Origin of the sequence: Colwellia sp., assembly GCF_013214175.1 — a bacterium.
GTDB lineage: Bacteria > Pseudomonadota > Gammaproteobacteria > Enterobacterales > Alteromonadaceae > Colwellia.
The window spans coordinates 476515-500168 of the sequence record NZ_JABSPA010000001.1 but is presented as its reverse complement, the minus strand read 5'-3'; the positions used below and the strand labels follow the sequence as shown (position 1 = coordinate 500168).

16 protein-coding genes are annotated in these 23654 nt (G+C 38.0%); 8 read left to right on the top strand and 8 right to left on the bottom strand.

What is annotated here, in order from left to right; all coding sequences use genetic code 11:
- Positions 1 to 89: 89 nt before the first annotated feature.
- The 5 genes from HRT55_RS02145 to HRT55_RS02125 all read right to left on the bottom strand — a co-directional run bounded on the left by HRT55_RS02145 (position 90) and on the right by HRT55_RS02125 (position 4154).
- The gene (locus HRT55_RS02145; RefSeq protein ID WP_291618449.1) at positions 90 to 1277 is read right to left on the bottom strand and encodes an MFS transporter; all 1188 of its coding nucleotides are present in this window, start codon (positions 1275 to 1277) and stop codon (positions 90 to 92) included.
- 510 nt (positions 1278 to 1787) lie between these two features.
- Complete coding sequence (locus HRT55_RS02140; protein WP_291618448.1) at positions 1788 to 2537, bottom strand: hypothetical protein; 750 nt, start codon at positions 2535 to 2537, stop codon at positions 1788 to 1790.
- Between the two features lie 14 nt (positions 2538 to 2551).
- The gene (locus HRT55_RS02135; protein WP_291618445.1) at positions 2552 to 2854 is read right to left on the bottom strand and encodes a hypothetical protein; all 303 of its coding nucleotides are present in this window, start codon (positions 2852 to 2854) and stop codon (positions 2552 to 2554) included.
- Between the two features lie 71 nt (positions 2855 to 2925).
- Entirely contained in the window at positions 2926 to 3150 is a 225-nt protein-coding gene (locus tag HRT55_RS02130) for a hypothetical protein (protein WP_291618443.1), read from the bottom strand.
- A gap of 122 nt (positions 3151 to 3272) precedes the next feature.
- Positions 3273 to 4154, bottom strand: coding sequence for an EamA family transporter (locus HRT55_RS02125; RefSeq protein WP_291618442.1), 882 nt, complete (start codon positions 4152 to 4154; stop codon positions 3273 to 3275).
- 304 nt (positions 4155 to 4458) lie between these two features.
- On the opposite strand from HRT55_RS02125, the gene HRT55_RS02120 reads away from it, so the two are divergent.
- The 4 genes from HRT55_RS02120 to HRT55_RS02105 all read left to right on the top strand — a co-directional run bounded on the left by HRT55_RS02120 (position 4459) and on the right by HRT55_RS02105 (position 11687).
- A complete protein-coding gene (locus tag HRT55_RS02120) occupies positions 4459 to 7932 on the top strand; it encodes a DEAD/DEAH box helicase (RefSeq protein WP_291618440.1) in 3474 nt (1157 codons plus the stop codon).
- A 511-nt stretch (positions 7933 to 8443) separates the two neighbouring features.
- Positions 8444 to 9541 carry a porin gene (locus HRT55_RS02115; protein WP_367240894.1) on the top strand — a complete coding sequence of 366 codons (1098 nt, stop codon included), beginning with the start codon at positions 8444 to 8446 and terminating at the stop codon, positions 9539 to 9541.
- A 10-nt stretch (positions 9542 to 9551) separates the two neighbouring features.
- Positions 9552 to 9965, top strand: a complete 414-nt coding sequence (locus HRT55_RS02110) for a phosphate ABC transporter substrate-binding protein (RefSeq protein WP_291618438.1) — start codon at positions 9552 to 9554, stop codon at positions 9963 to 9965.
- Positions 9966 to 10070: 105 nt separating this feature from the next.
- Complete coding sequence (locus HRT55_RS02105; RefSeq protein ID WP_291618436.1) at positions 10071 to 11687, top strand: methyl-accepting chemotaxis protein; 1617 nt, start codon at positions 10071 to 10073, stop codon at positions 11685 to 11687.
- Between the two features lie 1026 nt (positions 11688 to 12713).
- On the opposite strand, the gene HRT55_RS02100 is transcribed toward HRT55_RS02105, so the two are convergent.
- The 3 genes from HRT55_RS02100 to HRT55_RS02090 form a co-directional block, all read right to left on the bottom strand.
- Positions 12714 to 14573: a glycoside hydrolase family 3 protein gene (locus HRT55_RS02100; protein WP_291618435.1), complete on the bottom strand. Its 1860-nt coding sequence runs from the start codon at positions 14571 to 14573 to the stop codon at positions 12714 to 12716.
- A 290-nt stretch (positions 14574 to 14863) separates the two neighbouring features.
- Entirely contained in the window at positions 14864 to 15709 is an 846-nt protein-coding gene (locus HRT55_RS02095) for a MurR/RpiR family transcriptional regulator (RefSeq protein ID WP_291618433.1), read from the bottom strand.
- 213 nt (positions 15710 to 15922) lie between these two features.
- Positions 15923 to 18562 (bottom strand): TonB-dependent receptor, encoded by a 2640-nt coding sequence (locus HRT55_RS02090; protein WP_291618431.1) that lies wholly within the window; start codon positions 18560 to 18562, stop codon positions 15923 to 15925.
- A gap of 337 nt (positions 18563 to 18899) precedes the next feature.
- On the opposite strand from HRT55_RS02090, the gene HRT55_RS02085 reads away from it, so the two are divergent.
- Genes HRT55_RS02085 through HRT55_RS02070 form a run of 4 tightly spaced genes read left to right on the top strand, consistent with a single transcriptional unit; the run spans position 18900 to position 23601 of the window.
- The gene (locus HRT55_RS02085; RefSeq protein ID WP_291618430.1) at positions 18900 to 20501 is read left to right on the top strand and encodes a sodium:solute symporter; all 1602 of its coding nucleotides are present in this window, start codon (positions 18900 to 18902) and stop codon (positions 20499 to 20501) included.
- Positions 20489 to 21394 carry a BadF/BadG/BcrA/BcrD ATPase family protein gene (locus HRT55_RS02080; protein ID WP_291618428.1) on the top strand — a complete coding sequence of 302 codons (906 nt, stop codon included), beginning with the start codon at positions 20489 to 20491 and terminating at the stop codon, positions 21392 to 21394. The genes HRT55_RS02085 and HRT55_RS02080 overlap by 13 nt, the downstream gene beginning before the upstream one ends.
- A gap of 32 nt (positions 21395 to 21426) precedes the next feature.
- A complete protein-coding gene (murQ, locus tag HRT55_RS02075) occupies positions 21427 to 22365 on the top strand; it encodes an N-acetylmuramic acid 6-phosphate etherase (protein WP_291618426.1) in 939 nt (312 codons plus the stop codon).
- A 24-nt stretch (positions 22366 to 22389) separates the two neighbouring features.
- Positions 22390 to 23601, top strand: a complete 1212-nt coding sequence (locus HRT55_RS02070; RefSeq protein WP_291618425.1) for a DUF1343 domain-containing protein — start codon at positions 22390 to 22392, stop codon at positions 23599 to 23601.
- Positions 23602 to 23654 lie beyond the last annotated feature (53 nt).

The following is a 23654-nucleotide window of genomic DNA, read 5'->3' as shown; positions in this document are numbered from 1 at the left end:
AATAATATTGTTAAATTCTAACATATATAACTGTTATTGAATCAAACTAATGAAATTAACAATGAGTGTCCTAGTTAATTCTATAAATTTTATTTTGATAATGAACAAGCGTGGCGATGTAAGCGCCAACATAATAGGTAAATTAAGCCATATAATACCATGCCACCTGCAAGCACCCCATACCAAGCGGCATATTGCCAGCAGGCAATTAAGTAAAAACCACCTAAGCTACCACCAATGTAATAGTGCACAAGGTATAATGCCGTTGCGGTTGCTTTCGCTACTTTCGCTTTCTGACTTACCCAGGCATAGGCAAGTGAGTGCGTGAAAAAAGCGCCTGAGCCAATAAGTAATAGACCAACAACCATTGCGTACAATGAATCATAAACGGCTATCCACATACCTATTGCACTCACGGTTGTACCTAGTACCATGCCCTTGATTGGGCTGTAATGTTGGCTCCAACGACCACTTAGTTTTGCCGAAATAGTACCGCTTAGATAGCACAGAAAAATCATCGACGTTAAGCTGATAGACAGTGAATAAGGTGGCGCGATAAGACGGAACCCCATTACCGTATAAAGATTAACAATTAACGCAAAGTTTAAACCGCCAATAAGCATAGCAAGCCATAATTCACGCTGTTTTAAATGACCAATCACACGCTTATTATGGTTACGAAACTGCCCTCTTTTAGGGATAAAACATTGTTGCTCAGGCAACAGTCGGCTCACTAATAGCGCGCCAACTAAACTGGCAATAGCCATACCAATAACAGCTATATTCCATCCCCAATATTCGGTGGCAAAACCGCCGTATAAACGCCCTGCAATACCGCCTAATGAATTTGCACTAATATAACCACCAACGGCAATCATAAATGCTTTTGGGGTAAACTCTTCAGCCATATATGCCACAGCAACGGCAGCAAACCCCGCAAGTGCAATACCCATTACCCCTCGCGTTAAGGTTAACATTATTAATGAATCGGTTAGCAACATGGCCATGCCAGTAAATGGCAATAAGAAAAGACTCAACATCATCACTTTACGACGGCCAATAATTTCTGAGCCTACAGCCCATGGAACAAGAGTAAGCGCTAACATTAATGTGCATGACGCAAGCAGCCAATTAATTTCAATCGCACTGGCGTTAAATTTTTCAGCCATCAATGGCAACATGGGTTGGAACATGTACAAATTACAAAACACAAGGAAGGAGCCTAACGCTAACGCAAAGCTAGCACGGCGGTAAGCAGCTGTTTTTACTTCAATCATGATGATGACACTCTGAGGCTGGCTTTCAATTACACTTACTATTTTATCAATTGATAAAGCAGTAATAAAACTAAATTAATAGTTAACCTCAACTCTGGATAAGAAAAATTACTCAATAAGCTATTTTAGCGCCTATCTTCGTTAGTTCTGCTACCAATAGCCAGCTATTGGCTAAACAGAACCGCCTTGATAATAAAAGTACTGTTATGAATAACTATTATTGACTCAGCTTGTTTTAATTTTAGCTATTTATTGAGTCCAGCATTCATGTAAGTACCTTTGTATTACAGAACTGATGAGTGAGATTGCATGTACCATTGGGAAATTGAAGCCCTTAGATATAAAAATACTGATACTGTGCTGTTAATAAATAGCGTCAGAGTAAAATTAAATACTCACCACTCGCCTCAATTTTTGTATTTATTTCAACCGGCCACATTGCGAACTATTACTTTTTTAATGGCTGATATAACAGTGTTACTTGCCGTACAATAATTGTAGAAAGTTACATTACAACTCTTTTATTAGCTGCCAATTATTTTGTTTATCTACCGATAATACTAACAGCCTGATATTCATGTAATTACCACCATCTAAATAATCATGTACCACAACAATCACATCTTCGATGAGATCATTGTTTGTGTCTCCGCGACCTATGATTTCAAGCTCTTGGTATCCGCCGTCATGATAATAGGTAGATTTAGTGGCCGATTGTGATTCATACTTAGTAAGTGGCGTAATATCTGCCCAATGGCTTAATGCGGCGTTGTTAGCATTTCGCTTAGACTCTTCTAGCGATGTTTGCAGTGCAACCGACTTTGGCAACAGGTTAGGCAAATCATTACTTAGTACTAGCTCAGGTAAATAACTCGATGTAGCGTCTTTAGCTGATAAGAGCAGACTAGCGGCTTCGCACATAACCTTAAACTCTAGGTATGGACCCATTTCATTTTCTTTAGCGGTACGTGTTGTTTCAATTGCTTTCTCAAAATAATTTTGACAAGAGTTAAAAGTGGAATCTCCTGCTTTGGTATGGATCATTGTAATGTCGGCGTACCAAGGCGCAGCAATTAATCGTTCAAGATCTTCAATAGTAGTTAACTCGATAGACGATGCTAAAAGTTCGGATAAGGTAAAGCCTGTATTCCAGCTTACAGGAATACTTACTTTGGATTCTGGGGTTGCATTTGTTACACACCCTTGCGCGGTTACTAGGAAAAACATAGCACTAGCTATTAATAATGGTTTGAAATACATAATATTCTTGAGTCCTATGGTTTGGCTGGAGAGGTTGTATTTGCTGCTGATTTTTCAAGTAGATCTTTAACATACTTATTTCTTTCTGCTGAAACAGGTGTCTTTCTATTCGATTCTTTGGCGGCTTTAGCCCAATCTTTAGCCTTAATAGCTGTCTTAAAGCTTGGCCATTTGTTATTTAAGTCAGTCATGCCAACATTGAAAACAATGTCAAATAGAGCAAGTTTAACTTCAGTTGGATACGTTGAAAAATCAGTAAATATTCTTTTAAGCTCACTTTCAAAACTATCAATGTGCTTGTTAGTTAGCGCATTCATATCTGCATCCAATAACTTGAGCACCACATGTTTTTTATAAAAACTAGCTATTCTGTTCTTTGATTGTTTCTTTACAGCATCATAATCGGCTTTAATTTACTCTTAGAGGCAGGCATGTTATTGATTTTTTTAAAGTTCAATTTTTGCGCACTAGCTAGATCTTTTAGTAGATGTCCAACACCAACAGTAACCAAGCCCTTTGAGTCAAGATACATGTGGCTAACTTTCCCCTCATATTTGTCCATTTTAGCGCGTAATTTAGTTTTTTCTGCAGCAGAAGCCATAAATAAATTCATTAGAGATACTTCAATGAACACTAAGTGACTAACTTTATAGGTTTAATTCATACAATGCACTAATAACATGGTAAACGATTGTTGTTGGATATCGCCAAGCATGCTTTAAAGGCTTCAGCTATTTATTCACTGGCTTTATACGCGTTTCTGCGCTTCTCTAACCATTGGTTCAGTACTAACGACAGGACAATGAGTGAGCCGCCAAAGACTAATCGCGCAATATCTGCATCACGATTCCAAATCACTAAATTAACGATAATACCAGCAGGGATGAGCAAGTTATTCATAATAGCCAGTGCACCGACATTAACCAAAGTAGCCCCTTTATTCCAAGCAAAAAAACCAACTCCTGAGGCGATAATGCCCAAATAAACTAATACGCCCCATTGCAACTCAGTTGTCGGTAGCTTATTGGCATTACCAAAAATTAAATAACAAATGACAGCCACACAAAACGCACCGATGAAAAACCAAGCAAATATTGCTTTTTGATTGATAGACTGTTTTAGCTGCTGAGCAGCCATTAACTGTTTATAACAGACCTGCCCGGTAGCAAAACATAAATTAGCCGATTGCACTAAGACCAAACCCATAATAAAGTTAGCGTCTATGGTGTTAAAACGAATGGCAATAGCACCCGAGGTTGCCAGTAATGCGGTTAACATAAAATTGAGGTGAAATTTTCGCTCAAAAGCATCATTTAATAAGGTGATATAAATAGGGGTCATCACCGTAAATAGTAAAACTTCAGGCACAGACAAATACAAGAATGACTGATAATAAAAAACGTACATTAAGCCTAATTGGATTGCACCTATGCCCATTAGTTTAACGGCGGTTTGCCAGGTAATTTCATTTAGTCGTAAAAAAGGTAAAAATACTAACATAGCCAAACCAACACGCATTAATACCGAGAACCAAGCATCAACCTGCCCAGCTAAATACACACCAATTAAACTAAATGAAAAAGCCCACAATAGGGTAACCGAAATAAGATATGACATTAAAACCTAACTACATGATTTTTTTTTACCATTGTAAGCAACAATCAATCTCAAACGTAGTTATTTAACATTAATGTATTACTAACAAACAAAATATTGCGGTTCACCTTATGAAAAATAAGCCTTTATGGTATTATTCAACTAAAATAAAACCTGACTTGCTATTAACATTATCTCCTATTGTATCCTTAGCTATTATTAGGGTAATTGAGAGTTATCATTCTCTTGAGAGCAGATTACTGTCTAAGCTATCTAAGCTAGTCACCCTATGTAACCTATTTGAACGCTTAATAATTAAGAACTTATGGCCAAAAACATTTTTACCCCTGAATTACTTGAACAACACTTCACTAAAAATGAGTGGAAAAAAGGCACTAGAATTTATCAGGCTGATGGTATTAAAACCTGTGCCCTTGATGGTGAAATAATTCGTGGTGTCGTTTTTAGTGAGCGCTCTAATCAGTCGACTTACTTAACGCGTTTAGTGTTAAATATTAAGCATGATGGTATTGCCAGTTATTGTGATTGTTATGTTGGCCGTGACTGTAAACATGGTGCCGCCTTGGCGCAGTGTTTTATTCATGAACACTTTGATAGAAACAGTATTGCCACACCTGAAAGAGTTATTGATAGATGGCTTAGCCACTTTCAAGCTCAGCCCAGTAGATATCAACCCAATCCTCAGCAAAAATCGTTATTGTACTTTTTAAAACCCAACGGTTTTAACGAAGACGATTATTATACTTTAGCGATTAAATCAACACGCGCCAAAAAAAGTGGCGGCTGGAGTAGCTCCCTTGGCAGTGAATATTCTACCAGTTCGTTAATTAATAGTGCCTATGCGACTAACGAGGATGTCGCGGTTATTACCGAGGTTATGCGTACTAACCAATTTGGTGATGACATTAAGTATTTTGATTTATTTGCACAGATTATAAAAACAAATCGCTGTTTTTGGGATGCAAAATTCAACTTAGATCAAGCCATTACCTTAAGTGAGCCCATAGAAGCAGAGTGGCAGTGGCTAGCACTGGATAATAATTTACATACTTTAAAGTTGGTTTTTAATGAGCCATCAAGCAGTATTCAAATTATTAAAGCACAACCGCTTTGTTTTTATGATGAAGAAAAAAATTGCTTTGGGCAAATTAATACCAATACTCGCTGCGACTTTGAAGCTGACTTACTTAACTCCCCCATTTTTGAAGAAGATAGATTACCCTGGGTAATGAATAAGCTGTCTATGTCGTTGGGTGATGCGGTGCAACGCTTACCTAAACCCAAAACACAGTTTTCACAAGACCTAACCAAGCCAGAAGTGCATTTATACTTTTCTACGCCACTAGAAAAAAACCCACAAACGGGTAATGTGAGGGTTAATTTTTCCTATCAAGGTAATTTAGTTAATCCGCATAATGAGAGTGTTACCATCACACCCAAAAGGTTAACTGATAGTGAAAATGATAGTGAGGGTGAAAACGACAGTTCGAGTGAGATCTCAAGCGAGGCTTCAATTGAGGCATCAAACGAAGGGAAAATTTATCGAGATTTAGCCTTTGAGCAAGCAGTTATTGATAAATTGACCCGCTTAAAATTTAGCCTTGTGCCTATACCTAAGCGTTACGCTTTTATTAATGCCGAGTATTTGAATAAAGACGCTTCACTTGCCGATAAAACGCCTAAGTTTTCCATGATGTTGCAAGGCCGTTATGCTTGGCATCAGTTTTTAGATCAAGAAATCCCCTTACTTAAAGATTTAGGCTGGCATATTAGCTTTGCCGATGCTTTTTATTTTAAATCGCTCGCCACCGATAGCATATTTGATGCCGAAGTGATTGAAACCGATGATCATGATTTTTTCTCTTTAGGGTTAAACTTAACCATTGATGGTAAAAAAATGCCCGCGTTTCCTATTTTACTCGGTGCTATTGAACAATTACCTAGATCGGCCCTCTTGGACCGTGACAAAGTTGATCGCGACAAGATTGACGGTGAAAAAGTTGCTCACGAAAATGTAGATCAAGATGGTTTAGTTATCGAAAAAGAACCGCTTATTTCTCCCGATACGCCTATTTATGTTGACCTAGACAATGGTGAGTTTGTTGCCTTGCGTTATCAAAGCGTACAGCCAATATTAAAGCAGTTTATTGAACTTTTTATGCCTAACGCTTTAAATAAAGATGGCACCATGGAGCTATCGCGCTTTCAAGGACATCAAACGTTATCCATGTTAGATGACCAAGGAATGATAACAGCAGGCGCAAGTCGGTTAAGAGAGCTGGCAGATAAGCTAAAAAACTTTCAAAAAATAACCGCGGTGACACTGCCGACAGGTTTAAACGCGACCCTAAGAACTTATCAGCATCAAGGACTCAACTGGTTGCAGTTTTTGCGCGAGTATCAATTAAACGGTATTTTGGCTGATGACATGGGTTTAGGCAAAACCATTCAAACCTTGGCGCACTTATTAATTGAAAAACAGCAAGGCCGATTGACTAAGCCGGTGTTAATTGTTGCGCCCACCAGTGTTATTTTTAACTGGGCGAATGAAATTGAAAAATTTACCCCTGAACTTTCGTATCAAGTATTACACGGTACCAAACGTTATCAGCACTTCGGTTGCCTGCAAAGGCTTGAAGGTAGTGAAGGCGTCAAAAAACCCGTTGATTTAATTATTACCAGTTATGCCCTGCTCACTAAAGATTTAGATCTTTATTGTCAGCATAAATTTTATTACCTTATTCTTGATGAAGCTCACTATATAAAAAATCCAAAAACTAAATTATACCAAGCGTTTCAGTCACTCAGAGCGCAGCATAAATTGTGTTTAACCGGTACACCCATGGAGAATCATTTAGGTGAATTCTGGGCACAATTTAATTTTTTACTGCCCGGATTTTTAGGCGGACAAAGGCAATTTACCAAAATATTTAGAAATCCTATAGAGAAACATGGTGATCAAGAGCGTAAGCAGTTATTAAATCAGCGTATTAAACCATTTATTTTACGTAGAACCAAAGACAAAATAGCCACTGAGCTACCGCCGAAAACGATAATAATTCAAACCCTGCGTATTGAAGGTAAACAAGCTGAGTTGTATGAGTCAGTGCGTTTAGCCATGGATAGTCGCTTAAAGGATATTATTGCTGAGAAGGGCTTAAAACGTAGTCAGATAGAAGTTTTAGATGCGTTATTAAAGTTAAGACAGGTATGTAATCACCCTAAGTTATTATCACTTGAAGGGGCTAAAAAAGTAAACAAATCCGCTAAGCTCGATTATTTAATGGAAACATTGCCTGAGCAAATTGATGAAGGCCGTAGAATATTAATCTTTTCACAGTTTACCAGCATGCTTGCTTTGATAGAGGAAGAGTTGGTGGCAGCGGATATTGGTTTTGTTAAACTAACCGGCGCCACCACTAAGCGACAAGAGGTAGTTGATAAGTTTCAACGCGGTGACGTGCCAGTATTTTTAATTAGCTTGCGCGCAGGTGGTGTGGGTTTGAACTTAACCGCAGCCGACACGGTTATCCATTTTGACCCTTGGTGGAATCCAGCGGTAGAAAACCAAGCCACAGATAGAGCTTATCGTATTGGCCAAGATAAACCGGTATTTGTTTACAAATATATTATTGAAAATTCAATTGAAGAAAAGATTCTGAAAATACAGCAGAATAAGGCAGAGCTAGCCAAGGCGTTGTTATCGGAAGAAGTGAGTGATAAAAAGCTGAGTTTAACGGATGATATTTTAGGAGCGTTGCTGGCACCGCTAGATTAGCGCCTTAGTCAAAGAACAACATAACTGGATCTTGGTTTGTACTGACAAAGTGGCCAATGATCCAGCATGAAAAACATTAACTATTGTTAAAAAAGGCGTTATATCGCCAGCTTCTCGCTCCTAAACACACTAATTTCACCTGTTAAGTGTCAGCAAAAGTACTTTTCTGAATTACAAATTGTCTAGTTAAATCAGAAAAGGACCTTAGCCCTAGCTTGTTTCATTAGCAAACTCAAAACAGCACTAGGTAACATTCTGACCAAGGCTTAAGTTACACCAAGCAAAAATAAAATAACAAATATACATTTTATCAAAAACACTATCCCCTCATACATTTCCTTGATTTTATTATACTTCTCAACTTAACTGATAAGGTAAATTAAACTTATCCCCTTTCGTTGCAAGCCCATATATCGTGAAATCATCGCTTGATAATAACTCTATTAAAAGCGTGATTATTTATAGGGTTATGAAGTTAACTTTAGTCATTTAAATATTAAGAGAGAATGCCATGAAATTTATTTCATTTATCAAATTAGCGGCAGCTACTTCATGCTTGATAAGTATGTTAAGTCTGGCTGAAATTAATTTGTCTGGTTTTGCCAGTATTAATGCTGGCAAAGTTTTAAGTGGTACGGGTGTAGAACATTATGGTGTGCCACCAACGTTTCTAGCTGACTATCCCATTGTCTCTGCTTATAGTGAAGAGTGGGATATGGCTCCTGAAAGTTTATTTGGTTTACAGATAACTGCCGATCTTAACGATGGGTTGACTGCCATAGCTCAACTTGTTGGTCGGGGTGTTGATGATTACTCACCTAAATTTGAATGGGCTTACCTTTCTTATGACATAAATGAAAACTGGACCGTTCAAGCCGGGCGAAAGCGCTTACCACTTTTTTATTATTCTGATTTTTATGATGTTGGTTACGCCTATGTATGGATGCGTGCTCCGGCTGATAACTATACCTGGCAAATATTTAACTATAACGGTATTAATTTGATGTATAACACCGATTTGGGTGATTGGTCGTTGGCAACTAATCTCTATGCAGGTAAAGAAGAGGATAAAGAAAATAAACTGTTAGGGGATTTCTTTTTTGGTGATACGACCAAAGAAATATGGAAGGACATGATGGGTGGTGTAATAAACCTCAGCAAAGATTGGTTTGAAACACGTTTTACTTATATGCAATACACTAACGAACGCGATATTGGTGGTGAGCAGGTAATGTGGGGCGGTAAAGATAGCAGAGATGGTAAATTCTTTGGTGCCGCTTTTAATGTGGACTTTGATAATTGGTTTATCTTAAGTGAAATTAATCGTTTAGATTTGGAATTTGATGGTAACTTAGATACAAACATGATTACTTTTGGTTATAGAATCAATAACCTAACTCCATTTATTGTTTATTCAAGCATGAAACAAAAAGGTGATGGTGTTGTTGATGGTGAAAACCATAACACGACTTCAGTAGGACTTCGTTGGGACTTCCATGATGCGGCTGCATTTAAAATTCAATACGATGATGTAAAAGACAACTCCCATGATTTTGCCGTAGCAGGTGACAGCAAATCACTTTCTTTTGGCGTAGATCTGGTTTTTTAAGGAGATTGAGATGAATGCTTATAAAATGTTAGTCATCACCATGTTGGTGTTAAGCCAAAGTGCATTTGCTGAGGTTGCTGTTATTGTAAATTCTGCAAATAACAATAATATTGATGCAAAATTGGTTAAAAAAATATACCTAGGTAAAACAAAAGCGTTTTCTGATGGTGGCAAAGTAAAAGTATATACCTTGCCTAGTAGCCAAGACGATACTGAATACTTTCGCAAAAAAGCGTTGAAAAAATCCAATAGCCAATTTAAGTCTTATTGGTCTAAGCTTGCCTTTACTGGCAAAGGAACACCTGCAACCGAACTTGATACTGCCGCAGAGATTATTGCGGCAATAAAAAAGGATCCTAAAGCCATTGGTTTTGTTAACAGTAGTGACGTTAACGATGAAGTTAGAGTTGTCCTCAATTACTAACGAGCAACTTTATAAAGGTCAGCCACTAAGGTTATTTTGACCTTAGTGCCCTTTTATTAACAAATATAGTAGAGAGTAGTAGTCTATTTAGTCTTAGAGGTCAGTATGAGCATTTTTAAAAAGTTACCTATTTTTTATAAAATTTTGGCAATATTAGCTATTGCCATATTAAGCTTTGTCGTTAATTTAATTATTAATATAAATGCCATATCTACCAATCAGCGCTTATTAAATACTATAGAGAACACCACCATACATTTGGTTAACTTAACCAGTGAAAATGTGACTCGTTGGCAACGTATTGATGAAGTTTATACTCAAAGCGTTTCTTTTGGTGATGAAGATTTGATTGAACAAGCTGAAGAAATGTTTGGCCGTTTAATTGCTAATTATAAGCGCATAGAGTCACTGGACAGTAGTTTTACTGGGATTAATAACTTGATAAAAGAAAGTAAAGCATACAACAGCATAAGTAAAAATATATCTTTGGCTTTTATTAATGACGAAATAGATTTTCAATCGGCTAAGCCTAAAATTGAAGAAAAAACCAATCTGTTTGAACACGTTGAAACGTTGTTAAAGCAAGATAAAGAAAGTGCCGCTAATTTATTTAAATCGTTAATTAAAAAAACGATTACCAATGCCAATGAGTCTAGAGATTTAAGCATACTATTAGGTATTTCACTTCTCTTAGTGATGTCTTTTCTTAGTGTGATTATTGCTCGTTCTGTAAGTCAATCTGTTGTTATTATTGATTCATCTTTACAAAAACTAGCCTTAGGTGGCGGCGACTTAACCAATCAAATTAATGTCGCTAGTCAAGATGAACTTGGCAGTGTTGCAAAAAACTTTAATGCTTTTACTCAATTTCTAAGAGGTATTGTCAAAGAGGTAATTGATACTGTACCACCACTGACTCGATGTGCTGAGCAGCTAACGAATAAAGTCCGGGATGTAAATGAAAATGTGCAAGAGCAAGCCGATGTTGCCGAAATAACGAAACAGTCGATGATTGAAATGCAATTTAGTGTTACTGATATTGCTAAGTCTGCAGCCGAAGCCGCATCAGCTGCAGATGAAGGTGAGTCTGAGGTTAATTTAGGCATGGAAAATGTTCAGAAATCTTTGTCGGTTTCTACGGCGCTAGCACAAGAGATAAATAATGCATCGCATGTTATTGATCAGTTGGCAAAAGATTCGCAAAACATGAACAAAATTCTTGATGTAATCAATGGTATTGCTGATCAAACCAACTTACTTGCTTTAAACGCGGCAATAGAAGCAGCAAGAGCTGGTGAGCAAGGCCGAGGTTTTGCTGTGGTTGCTGATGAAGTGCGCAGCCTCGCCTCTCGAACGGCCTTATCAACCACCGAAATAAGAGAGTTATTAGATAAATTAATATCTGCAGCAGATAAATCGGTGACGACTATGGAGTTAGCAAGCAAGCAGGCACACAGTAATGAAAAAATATCGCTAGAAGTGGATAAATCATTAACTAAAATTAAAGCTCAGATTGGCCATATTAGTTCAATGAACAGTCAAATTGCAACCGCGACGGAAGAGCAATCAAGTGTTGCTAAAATTGTTGTTGATAATATAGAACAAATGCACGGTAGTTTTGGTGCAACACAGATCTCGATTGAAGAGATTGGTCAAGTTGCTCTAATGCTTGATAATAACTCAGCGCAATTACAAGAAACAACATCGAAGTTCAAAGTCTAGCGGTAACTATATTCATAATCAACGCTATGTACATAGCATAGCGTCTATTCCGGCCGCTCTTAAATCCGCTAAACCTCAAGGAGGTATAGTGTTGACTCACTCCACTATACCTCATCAACTTACTATCAAGTAGATAAAGTAAAAGCTACATGATTAGCAACTACTTACTCTAGTTTAGAGTACTCTACCCCGATATAGCCATTCACTGACTTTTACTTTTTAAGCTTTTGTTAGCCTTTTTCTTTCCAGATCATTCAGGTGCCGCCATGGATAAATTGCGTTTAACAGCTTTGCTGTGATCTCTTCATCAACTTCAAAGCCTGCAACCTGATACCTGCTTACGTTCAAGCCTTATCTTGTTCTTCTTTTCTATCACTTTGAAATGATGATAATCTTCATAAGCGATATTGCTAAGTCTACTTCACCATCACAGCCTATTCGACCAGTACCATGCATCTATCCTGATGGGCTTTAAGTTAAAGTTGATTACCACAGGTAGTTTTTCCATGTCGAGAGCAAGGTCAGTGATATCCGTGGCAATTAACACTTTACCTGATGTTTTGTTCGCTCTGCCCTTCTATCGCCCTGAAACACTTCTGCGGTTATATTACCTTTACCGAATTTATGTTCAGCTAGGTTTAAATGCTTAATTCATTGTTACTACTTTCATGATATTCCCCTTAAACCAGTTCATACCTTTAGCGACTAGCTCAGTAACAAGCTGTTTGATTCTCTTTAAAGTCATTAGGTACATGACAGATTATATAGATGTGAATCGACGCACTACCTGTGGCTGCGTCGTTTAAAAATTTATTTTATTATGTTTTTATTTGGTCATAAAAGAAACGTACTGATAGTTTGAAATCTAGTAAGTTATTAGCAGGTTCAGGCGAACCATGTAATGTGCCATCATCTGCTAACTTAAATATATATCAAAAACACTACCCCTTCAGTATGAACTTGGTTTTAAACTGAAGGGGCAATATTTATCAAGTTAACTAAGCAATATAGCTAAGCAAGTCAACTTTACAAATCTTTAACGGTCACCGGTAGACTGCCCTTAGCCAGAACTTTACCGGTAATCACTTTAGCTAAAGCATTTAAAGCCGGGCTTTCAAAATTGCCAGTTTCTGGATTTTTATGGGTATTGTAGGCATAAGTTGCTAATGACACATCGGCCACTTGACTAAATATTGCTATTTCATAAGGCGTTCTTAAACTAACAAAAATAACCTTTTTGTTGAGCTTTTGCCCTTGCTCAAGCAAATTATAAACAACTTCTGGGCCAATAACTTTTTTACTCAATTCCTTATTCGCGACTAAATCGTCCATTCCTCCCATTTCAGCGGCACTTTGACGAGGGGCTATATGTGCACCAAGTATTACGTCGGCTTTAGCTATTGCCTCTTGCGCCTCAATGACACTATAGCTTTGCATACTGGTACAACTAATTGAATTACCCGTGCCTAACTCTGCCTTTAAGCCACTAACTAAAGCTAAACACTTTGCCTGATCTGGCATTATCAAATGAATACGTTCATCTGCATTTATCGGTAAGATTTTACGCTTTTGGCTGACCAGTGTTATTGCATCTTCGGCAAGTTTTCTTTCTATGTTTTTATTCTCTGGCGTCGCTAAAATATTTTTTGCCTTAGCGATTTCCTCTGCTAATTTTTTACTAAAAGCCTGATCTAATTTGTAGTCACTTTTTAATTTTTGTATCCGCTCAAATGAATGAAATATTTCTGCACGGTTAAGCTCTCCCGAGTTTACCGCGATAACAATTGAGTCAATCAAGTTTGATAATTTATTCAAATCTTTTGGTGTACTAATTTTAATTGGCATCAAAGCTATATCAGCGCCAGCCTTAAAGCTATTTATAACCGCATCATGCATAGTAAAGAAGTTCTTAATTCCAGCCATATCCATAGCGTCGGTAATAACAACGCCCTTAAAAGCTAGCTCCTCGCGTAAAATGTCAGTAAGTATTACCCGTGACATAGTCGCTGGCTTGATCATTTCTTTGCCATCGATTGAAATAAAGGTACTGCTATCTAATGTTGGGTATTGAATATGAGCGGTCATGATCATACCCGGAGCATGATTTTTTATAATTTGCTTAAACGGGCCAATATCCATGCTGTAGATAGTTTCAATATCATGGTTTACCTGAGGCAAGCCAGTATGACTATCGGTAGCTGTGTCACCATGACCTGGGAAATGCTTTAGCGTACCAATAATACCTTGTTGCTGAAATGCAATTAATTGTACTTGACCCAACTCGGCAACAATTTCAGGGTCTTCACCAAATGAACGTACATTAATTACCGGGTTATTTGGGTTAGCATTTACATCTACCGTTGGCGCATGATTTACATTAATGCCAAGTGCATTTAGCTCGCTACCAATCACCCGTGCAGTTTCACGTGCATAATAACTGCCGTGTTTTGCATAAGTTGCCCCGATAGACATATTACCGGTAAAAGCGATTGTTTCAGCTCTTGAAGTTCTAAATACCCGTCCACCCTCCTGATCAATAGAAATAAGCAAGGCGGAGCCAAAATCGGATCTTGCTGCCGCCTGTTGCAAATCAAAATTGAGTTTGATGGTTTGCTCAGTACTGACTAAGTTATCAGCAAACAAAATAATACCACCGATATTGCTGTCACTAATAACCTTAGCTATGGAGTCAGGTAGTTGAGTTAGAGGGGTTCGACAATACTCTTCACTGGTTTCCTCTTCACAGTAATAGCGCAAATCAATCATGATTTTTTGTGCTATTTCAGTTCTAAGTCTTGTGTCTTCAATGCTTGTTTGACTACAAGCCGTTGCTAATATTGACAGTCCGGCTGCTAACATGGCAGAACGAATTGATTTTATTTTCATAGATTTTCCTATAGGCCATAATAGGCTACTTTTCATCGGGAATGTATAAGATGAATATGAGTTAATGATTACTGAACCGTTTATCTAGTCCGTATATTGAGTATGTTCATGGGCATGAGCTAAACCTTGATAGCGCCTTTTCTTAATAAGTTTATTTACTCACCAGCTAACGCCATAACAATAAATAATTCCTTGGTTTGCATTACCTTTAATTAATTATTCCTTCGTAAGCAAAAAAAAACTAACAAATTGCTGTTAGTTTTTGAAGCCTGCTATATTCGTTAACTTTTCTATCTTTGTTTAAGCCTAGCAACAACGGCATTTGTTTTTTCTAATAATTTTCGCTTTTCAGCAGAGCCCTGAGTTAAGGCAATAAATAACATATCAATGACATATTCTTGCGAGGTTCTCGCCAAAATTGAAGATAGACGAACAGAGTCTTGTTCAGCGACAGAAAAAAGTCTGACTTCGGCATGAATAGAAACGGGGTTATCGCCATACTTGGTTAACGAGATAATTTTACATTTATTTTTTTTAGCCTGTAAACATATCTCTTTTACTTCACGGGTTTCACCCGATTCGCTGATAACAAAGACCAGGTCTTCTTTGGTAAAGTTTGCCACATTGGCCAATTGTGCATGAGTATCATGGTCAGCAATGCAAAACTTACCTAATTTTTGTAATTTATAACTGAAATCTTTACATACCAAGGCTGAGCCACCGACACCACTGATTAAGATGCGCTTAGCCTTATCTATTAACTGCAATGCCTGATTAAACGATGCCGCATCGTTAATATTTTTAGTTTCGGCGAGTACCGAAACTTTACTTAAATATAGCTTTTCAAAAAGCGCGTCAACATCATCCGTTAAGGTAATTTCTCCGTGGATCTGGATGGCCGTATCTTCTTCATTTAACGCATCGATAATCGCTAACTTAAAAGTAGGATAACCTTTATAACCTAGTTTTTGCGTAAACTTAACCACACTCGACTGACTAACTGATACCGCATCAGCAAGTCCCTGTGAAGAAAGCTGGCGGATTTCAGCAGCGAAATTCAGGGTGTAATCTGCTAATTTTTTTTCATTGAGTGATAAAGATTTATGCAGCGCTTTGATTTTTACGAATGCAGTCATAGTGATTCTGTTACTTCGAATTAATTATTATTCTCGTTTACTTTAACTTCTATGAATAAAAAATTCAATGTTGATTTAGTGACATACTGGCTAATAGTAATTGCTGACGCTTATTGAGCCCCTGAATAGCAAATATATACTTTGATAAAACAAAAAACCCGGCATAAATACCGGGCTTTTTGATATTAGTGTTAGTTATAGTGCTACTAATTACTATAGTTTTACGGTAACACCTAACATGATACGACGACCATATTGGTGATCTTGGTAAACCAAGTTTTCATCACCATCATAATTCCAGTTTTGCTCTGCATCTGTCAGGTTAATAGCCTGCAGAGTGAACGTGGTAATTTCATTCAAGTTATAGCCTAATGTGGCATCGTACTGGCCATAATCACCTTTCATACGGTTACCGTATTTAGTGTGTTCATCATATAAATACTCAGAGCGATAGTTATATGAAACACGTGCTGAATAATCATCATTTTCAAAGTAAACGGTTAAGTTATAGGTATCTTCTGAATTACCCGCTAACAATGCTTCGCGACCGGCAGCGAGTTGCTCTTCACTTTCAATTAAATCAACATCAGAGAAAGTATAGTTAGCCTGTATACCAAAACCATAAGCAAAACTTTGCTGGTAGTTAATTTCATAGCCTTTATTAGTACCACCGCTACCGTTTACTGGTTTAGTAATATCATAAGTGCGCTCAATACCTTCATCATCAAGTAACTGCTCTGGCGATGTTTGTTGAGTAATGTAAGATTCAAGGTCTTTGTAATAATAAGCCACTGAGAATAAAGAAGAAATATTAAAGTACCACTCTACCGACAAATCAAATTGATTCGCTCTATAGGGGTCTAACTCAGGGTTACCGCCAGAGCCTTTACAGTCTTCATTCTGACTATTACAATCATAAATACGACGGCCAGCCAAGTTATCATAGTCTGGACGCGACATTACTTTCGCCACTGCTATACGAGCAACAACATCATCAGAAACATCGTAGTTTAGGTTGATGCTTGGTAAAATGTCAGTGTAATCATGTTTTACCTCTTTTAATTCTTGAGTATCTGGGTTTAATTTACTACCGGTATAATCCCAATAAGCAGACGATAAGTCGGTCTTAACATAACGTATGCCAAAATTACCTTTTAACCTATCTTGTGAGAAATTGGCTTTTAGGTAGCTAGCGGTGATTTTTTCGTTTAAATCAAAGAAATAATCAATACGCTCATAAACATTCTTAGGATCTGTCGAGGCAATATAGTCATTCCAAGCAGTTTGGTCAAAGCCATATAAGGCATCATTGCTGCCGCCATTATAAAAATCATCGGTTGGCCCTGTTGCAAAGGGTGCCAGACTCATTGACGAGGATGGGCTGTAATCACTTTTCAGTAAATCAGACGATTTATTATGATCACGGTATTTCAAACCGACTTTCACTGAAGTAAAAAAGTCATGTTCAACAAAATATTTGAAATCGGCCTGCCCATATACTTCATCTTCCGCATTGGTTATTTCATTAACGTGTGCGTAAGTAATATTAAAATCATCGGCAGAATCTACGTCATGGAAAACCACTTCCGATTGCCCACTGGTTAAATCCCAAGAAGTAGCAGTGGTGGCATAAGCTTCAGTGTAGGTATCAGTGACATCACCTGCTGCTGAGGTATAACCTATTTGGGTAACAAATTCATAGTTATCACCAGAATAAATCGCTTTTAAGTCAGTGCCAAAGGTGTCGAATTTACCTTCATAACCGGCATTTGAGTAAAGTGCATCATTGCCTTGCGCTTCGCGTGAGCCACCGACAATAATACCGTCAACAATTTCTTTATCGGTGACATTGTTATCATTAAAATACCAAGAGCCAGTAAAAGTACCTTGGCCTGAGTTTTCAACTTGCGAGTAAATGTTAGTCAGGGTGAAGTCTAAATCGTCTGTTGGCGCAAATTGAATTGTGCTGGTTAAAGTATCTAATATATTGTTACTGGTATAGCGGTTATAGCCAACGCCTGTCGGAATTTTACCACCATCATCCGGCATTTCGCGGAAGTAAGTTATCACTTCTTTACTATCACGCTGCATATTATTGTCTTTATGGGTATAGGAAAAGTTAATACCTAAGTCTTCATTGTCATTTTTCCAACTATAAAAACCTGAAATAAATGGGCTGGTCTCGCCAGATGAATATTGATGAACACCCTTAACGGTAAATGCACCGGCATTAGATTCTGTGTCAAGTGGCTTACGTGTATGAACAATTACCGTACCGCCAATTGAGCCTTCATCAATATCGGCTTGAGCTGTTTTATATACTTCTAAGGTTTCAACCATTTCAGAAGGTAATATTGAATAGTTAAAACCTCTTGAAGATTTAGTTACCTGGGCCGATGCCGTTGCTGAAGCAAGGTTTTGACCGTTGATTAAGGTAAGATTTAAGTGTGGAGAAGTACCTCGAATACTGACTTTATCACCTTCACCAAAGTCTTTTTCAATAGAAACACCAGGAATACGTTGTAGTGAATCAGCTACGGTTTGCTCGGGAAACTTACCCACGTCTTCAGCAGAAATAGCGTCAACGATAGCGTCTGAAAAGCGCTTAGTATTAAGTGATTTTTTAAGCGAACCACGGTAACCAGAAACTTCGATGACCTCTATTTTTTGTTTTTCTACCACTTGATTTGTTGTTTGTTCGTTTTCAACAGCAAAAGCTGCCGTTGAAAAAATCAGACTTGTTGCCAAAGCTGCTTTATGGATTTTGACAATAGTGATAATTCGATAATCATTTCTTTCCCCGGTTAATTGTTGTGCCTTAAAGGGTCCAATAAAATTAACCCCCCTTGACAATTCTCTTTATAAATTTACCAGCATGGCCAGCTGGTAATTTTTAAGCATCTTAATTTCAAAACAATTACAACACAAGATAAATTATTCCAAAACATAGATTCATATAGAATTTAAAATTTAACAGAATGTTAAATAACATACTTATCACATAGATACATAAAAAATAATTAGAAATAAAAAACAATAAAGGCACACTTCCATACATAAAATCACAACTAAATTAGCTTTTGTCGGCTAATTATTATTAAGAAATAAAAAACAATAAATTATTCCTTGAACTTACCACTCTAAGAATGTTTAATTACAAAAGATAAGAATTTAAAGAATATTAATAGTTATGAATGCGACATATACTTGGCTAGATTGGTCCGTTTTTTCAGCCTACTTTGCCTTATTAATTTGGATTACTTGGTACTTTAGTAGAGAAAAAGCAAACAATACTCAGGATTATTTTCTTGGTGGTAATAAAATGCCAATCTGGGTGGTCGCCATTTCAGTATTAGCAACATCACAATCAGCTGCGACTTTTTTAGGTGGCCCCGACCAAGGTTACCAAAATGACTTAACCTATTTAGCCACTAATATAGGGGCTTTTATCGCTGCTTTTTTTGTGGCAATATTTTTGATCCCTAAATTTTATCAAAACAATGTTTCTACCGTATATGAGCTGTTAGAACAAAGGTTTGGTGCACAAGCAAAACGTCAAGCGGGTTTAATATATTTAATGGGTCGTGTTTTTGCCAGTGGTGCCCGCTTATATATGGCCGCTTTGGCCGTGGCTATGATTCTATTTGGCAATATTGAAGCTTCGAGCGTAATTATTGGTATTGTTATATTAACTATTGTTGGCTTGGGCTATTCAGTAAAAGGTGGCATACGCGCAGTAATTTATAGTGATGCTATTCAGTGTGCTGTTTATATTATTGCCGCACTATTTGTTGTCTATTTTTTATATTCAGCCATCCCGGCAGACTTTGGCCAAATAGTCGATGCACTGAACAATCCACATGATAGAGAACTTTCTAAACTAACAGTTTTTAACTTCAATGTTGATTTTAGCTCTGCCGGGGTTTTTAATATCTGGTCGGCATTAACAGGTTTTGTTTTATTAAATATTGCCGCATTCGGCTTAGATCAGGATATGACACAAAGAGTACTAACCTGTAAAAATGCCAAAGAAGGCTCAAAAGCTATGGTCTGGTCCGTGATAATGGTGGTGCCAGTAATGGCGTTATTTATTGCTATTGGTCTATTATTGTATGTTTTTTATCAACGTCCTGATCTTATGGCTAGTGATGCCGCAGGGTTGGTACAATCATTTGAAGGTGAAAAAATCACAGTATTCATGTCCTATATCCTTAATGAAATCCCGCCAGGAGTGCGAGGACTAGTAACGGTTGGCGTGATTGCTGCAGCACTATCAACACTTAATTCAGGTTTAAACTCTATGTCTTCGGTATTGGTGCAAGATATTTACCGCCCTTGGCATGAAAGTAAAAATAAAGCTACCGACCCTAGGCATTATGTTAAAGCGGGTCAGGCTGGTATGGTATTGGCGGCATTAGCGTTATCAGGCATGGCGATACTTTGTTTCTACTGGCAACAATATACCGATATGCCATTATTGGCCTTTGCTCTAAGTGTTATGGTTTTCTCATATAGTGGTTTATTAGGTGTCTATTTCACCGTACTTTTCACCAAGAGGGGCAATAAACATTCGGTACTTGCGGCACTGATAGTTGGCTTTGTAACAACACTATTTTTCCAACCTTATATATTATCTGGACTAGCTAACCTGTTATCAGTTCCTGACTTAGCCAACATTAACTTAGGATTTACCTGGCAGCTTTGCATTGGCACGCTAGCAGCTTTTATAACCTGCTGTTTAGGTAAGAAATTATCTACAGTCGAAACGGAGAGCAAACAATGCGCAGCATAATTGTTATTGATGCCGGTGGCAGTAAAACGCTAGTCAGGCTTTACAATATACTCAGCCCAGAGCGGTTCAAGGCTGAATACGCCAATGCTGAAAAGATAAAGCCCAATTTTCATTGCAACACTGAGCGTGCGTCTTTAACCAATGATTTACAAGGGGCAATAAACACAATCAAAGCCGCTATTTGTTTATGCTTAGAACACACTGGCAGTAATGAACTTATTATCAGCATTGGCATAGCAGGGGCTGGAAATAACAATAACCGCCAACAATTATCAACTCAGTTACTTGCAGCTTTTGAACTTAAAGATAAACAACTCATTATCAATTCTGATGCAAAAACGTCTGTTCACGGTGCTTTATTTGGCAAAGCCAACATTTGCATTGCTTTAGGCACAGGTTCAGTGGCGATGAAATTAGCTGCAGATGGCAGTGAACAATTATTTGGTGGCTGGGGATTCTTAATTGGCGATCATGGTGGTGCTGCTTGTTTAGGTAAAGTTGCCGTGCAACATCTAATCAATCAAATAGATAATCATGGCCGAGCTAAAAGCTTGTTAGCTCAAGCTGTTAGCAAACAAATAGGCAATAACCGCCCGCTGATATCAAGCTGGCTTAAAACAGCTACGGCCTATGATTTTGGCCAACTTGCGCCTTTAGTTACTGAGTTGCAGACAAAATGCCAGGCAGCAAAATCAGCTTTTGCGCAACATATAACATCCGTTGAGCAGTTAATACTAACCGCACAAGGACCAACAAACCTGCCTGTCACCGTGATAGGCGGTCTGGCTAGTGTCACTACCAGTCATTTAAATGACCAAATACAAAATCAAATAGTTCCGGCTCAGGGTACCTCTTTAGATGGTGCCTTAGTATTAGCTTTAGCCGCCCTTTAACATATAAATAAATATCTACAAGAGATTAGAAAATGACAACAGATACAGCAGGTAAATTAGATAAAGAAGCCAAGTTACTGGCCCAGTTAGCAACAATGGTTTCTGAAGGTCGCAACCCAGATACTTTAGATATTGATGTCTTAGATACCCAAGGTGTACTGACCAAGATCAATAACGAAGACAAGAAAGTTGCCCACGCCGTTGAAGCGGTAATTCCTGAGATCAGTAAAGCCGTTGATGCTATCGTTTTAGCCTTTAAAAAAGGTGGCAGACTTATTTATATGGGTGCTGGTACCAGTGGCCGTATAGGAATTTTAGATGCCGTGGAGTGTCCGCCGACATTTTCAGTCTCTAATAAAATGGTTGTTGGTCTTATTGCCGGTGGAGAAGGTGCAATTTATAAAGCGGTTGAAGGTGCTGAAGACAATGAAGGTTTTGGCGTTGCCGATCTTAAAAAAGTTAATTTAACAGCCGATGATGTGGTCATTGGTATCGCAGCGGGGGGCCGTACTCCTTATGTTATTGGTGGTCTTAATTACGCCAATGAACTTGGCTGTACCACCGCGAGTGTAACCTGTAATCCGGGTGCCATTATTTCACAAATCGCTGATATTGCTATTTGTGCTGTGGTCGGCCCTGAAGCACTAACTGGCTCGACTCGAATGAAGTCGGGTACCGCACAAAAGTTAATCCTAAACATGTTATCTACTGCCAGCATGATCCACTCAGGTAAAATTTATCAAAACCTTATGGTTGATGTAAGTGCTAGTAATGAAAAACTCTATGCCCGCGCCAGCAAAATTGTTATGCAGGCAACAAACTGCGAGCACCACGTTGCCAAAAATGCGCTAGAGCAAGCAAACTATAATGCCAAGCTTGCCATTTTAATGATATTAACAGGTAAAGATGCACAAACTGCTCAACTGTTATTAGATAATAACAGTGGTTTTTTACGTCAGGCTATTGGTTAAACACCACCGTATCAGGAAATGAACATGTCTTTTTTTAAAACTTTCTTTTTGTCCATGCTGTTTTTGTTAACTGCCTGTACGCAAACCAGCCAAAACATTAAGCAGACCAATAACGGCTTAAATTCAGCTTTAAGTTTAACTGCAGGCATAGTTACGGGCGCACAACAGCCAAATTTATACCTGGAACAATTAAAAGGCAAACGCCTTGGACTTGTTGTTAATCAAACATCTATGGTCAATGACCAACATTTAGTCGATTTTTTATTAGCACAAGGCCTTAAAATTAATAAAATTTTTGCACCTGAGCATGGCTTTCGAGGTGATCATGATGCTGGCGCTAAGGTCGATTCCAGTATTGATGGAAAAACTGGTATTTCAATTGTCTCAATCTATGGTAAAAATAAAAAACCATCGGCTGAGGTACTTAACGATGTTGATGTATTAATTTTTGATATTCAGGATGTCGGCTTACGTTACTACACTTATATCAGCTCAATGCACTATATGATGGAAGCCGCCGCTGACAATGATAAAGAATTTATTGTTTTTGATCGCCCTAATCCTAATGGTTTTACCGTAGACGGCCCGGTACTCGACCTTAAGTTTCAGTCTTTTGTTGGCATGCATCAAATCCCCCTTATGCACGGTATGACAGTGGCTGAACTGGCAAAAATGATCAATGGCGAAGGCTGGTTAAAAGACTCGGTAAAAGTGGATTTAACCGTTATTCCTGTAGGCAACTACGACCGTCATATGAGCTACTCTTTACCGGTAAAACCTAGTCCTAACTTACCCAATGATGTATCAATTTCTTTATATGCATCATTGACCTTTTTTGAAGGAACACCGGTGAGCATAGGCAGAGGCACTGACTTTCCTTTTCAAGTGATCGGCTTTGATAAATTTGGCTTAGGTGATTTCACCTTTACGCCAAGAGCCATTAAGGGAGCTTCGATGACCCCTAAGCTAAAAGGAAAGTTAATTAAAGGCGTTGATTTAAGACAATCGGCAATCCGTGGCGTTAATCTAGATCACTTGGTTAACTGGCATCAATTATTTGTTGAAAACGACGAGAAGTTTTTTACCCTAGCCCCGTTTTTCGACAAACTTGCCGGTACCGACAAATTGCGTAAACAAATTATTTCAGGGTTAAGCAGTGTTGAAATTCGCGCCAGCTGGAAAAGTGAATTAAATGCATTTTTACAACAGCGTCAACAATACCTACTTTACCCATAACATTTTTAAGTTAACCGCCCTTACAGATTGAACTTACCGACAAGGATGTCATT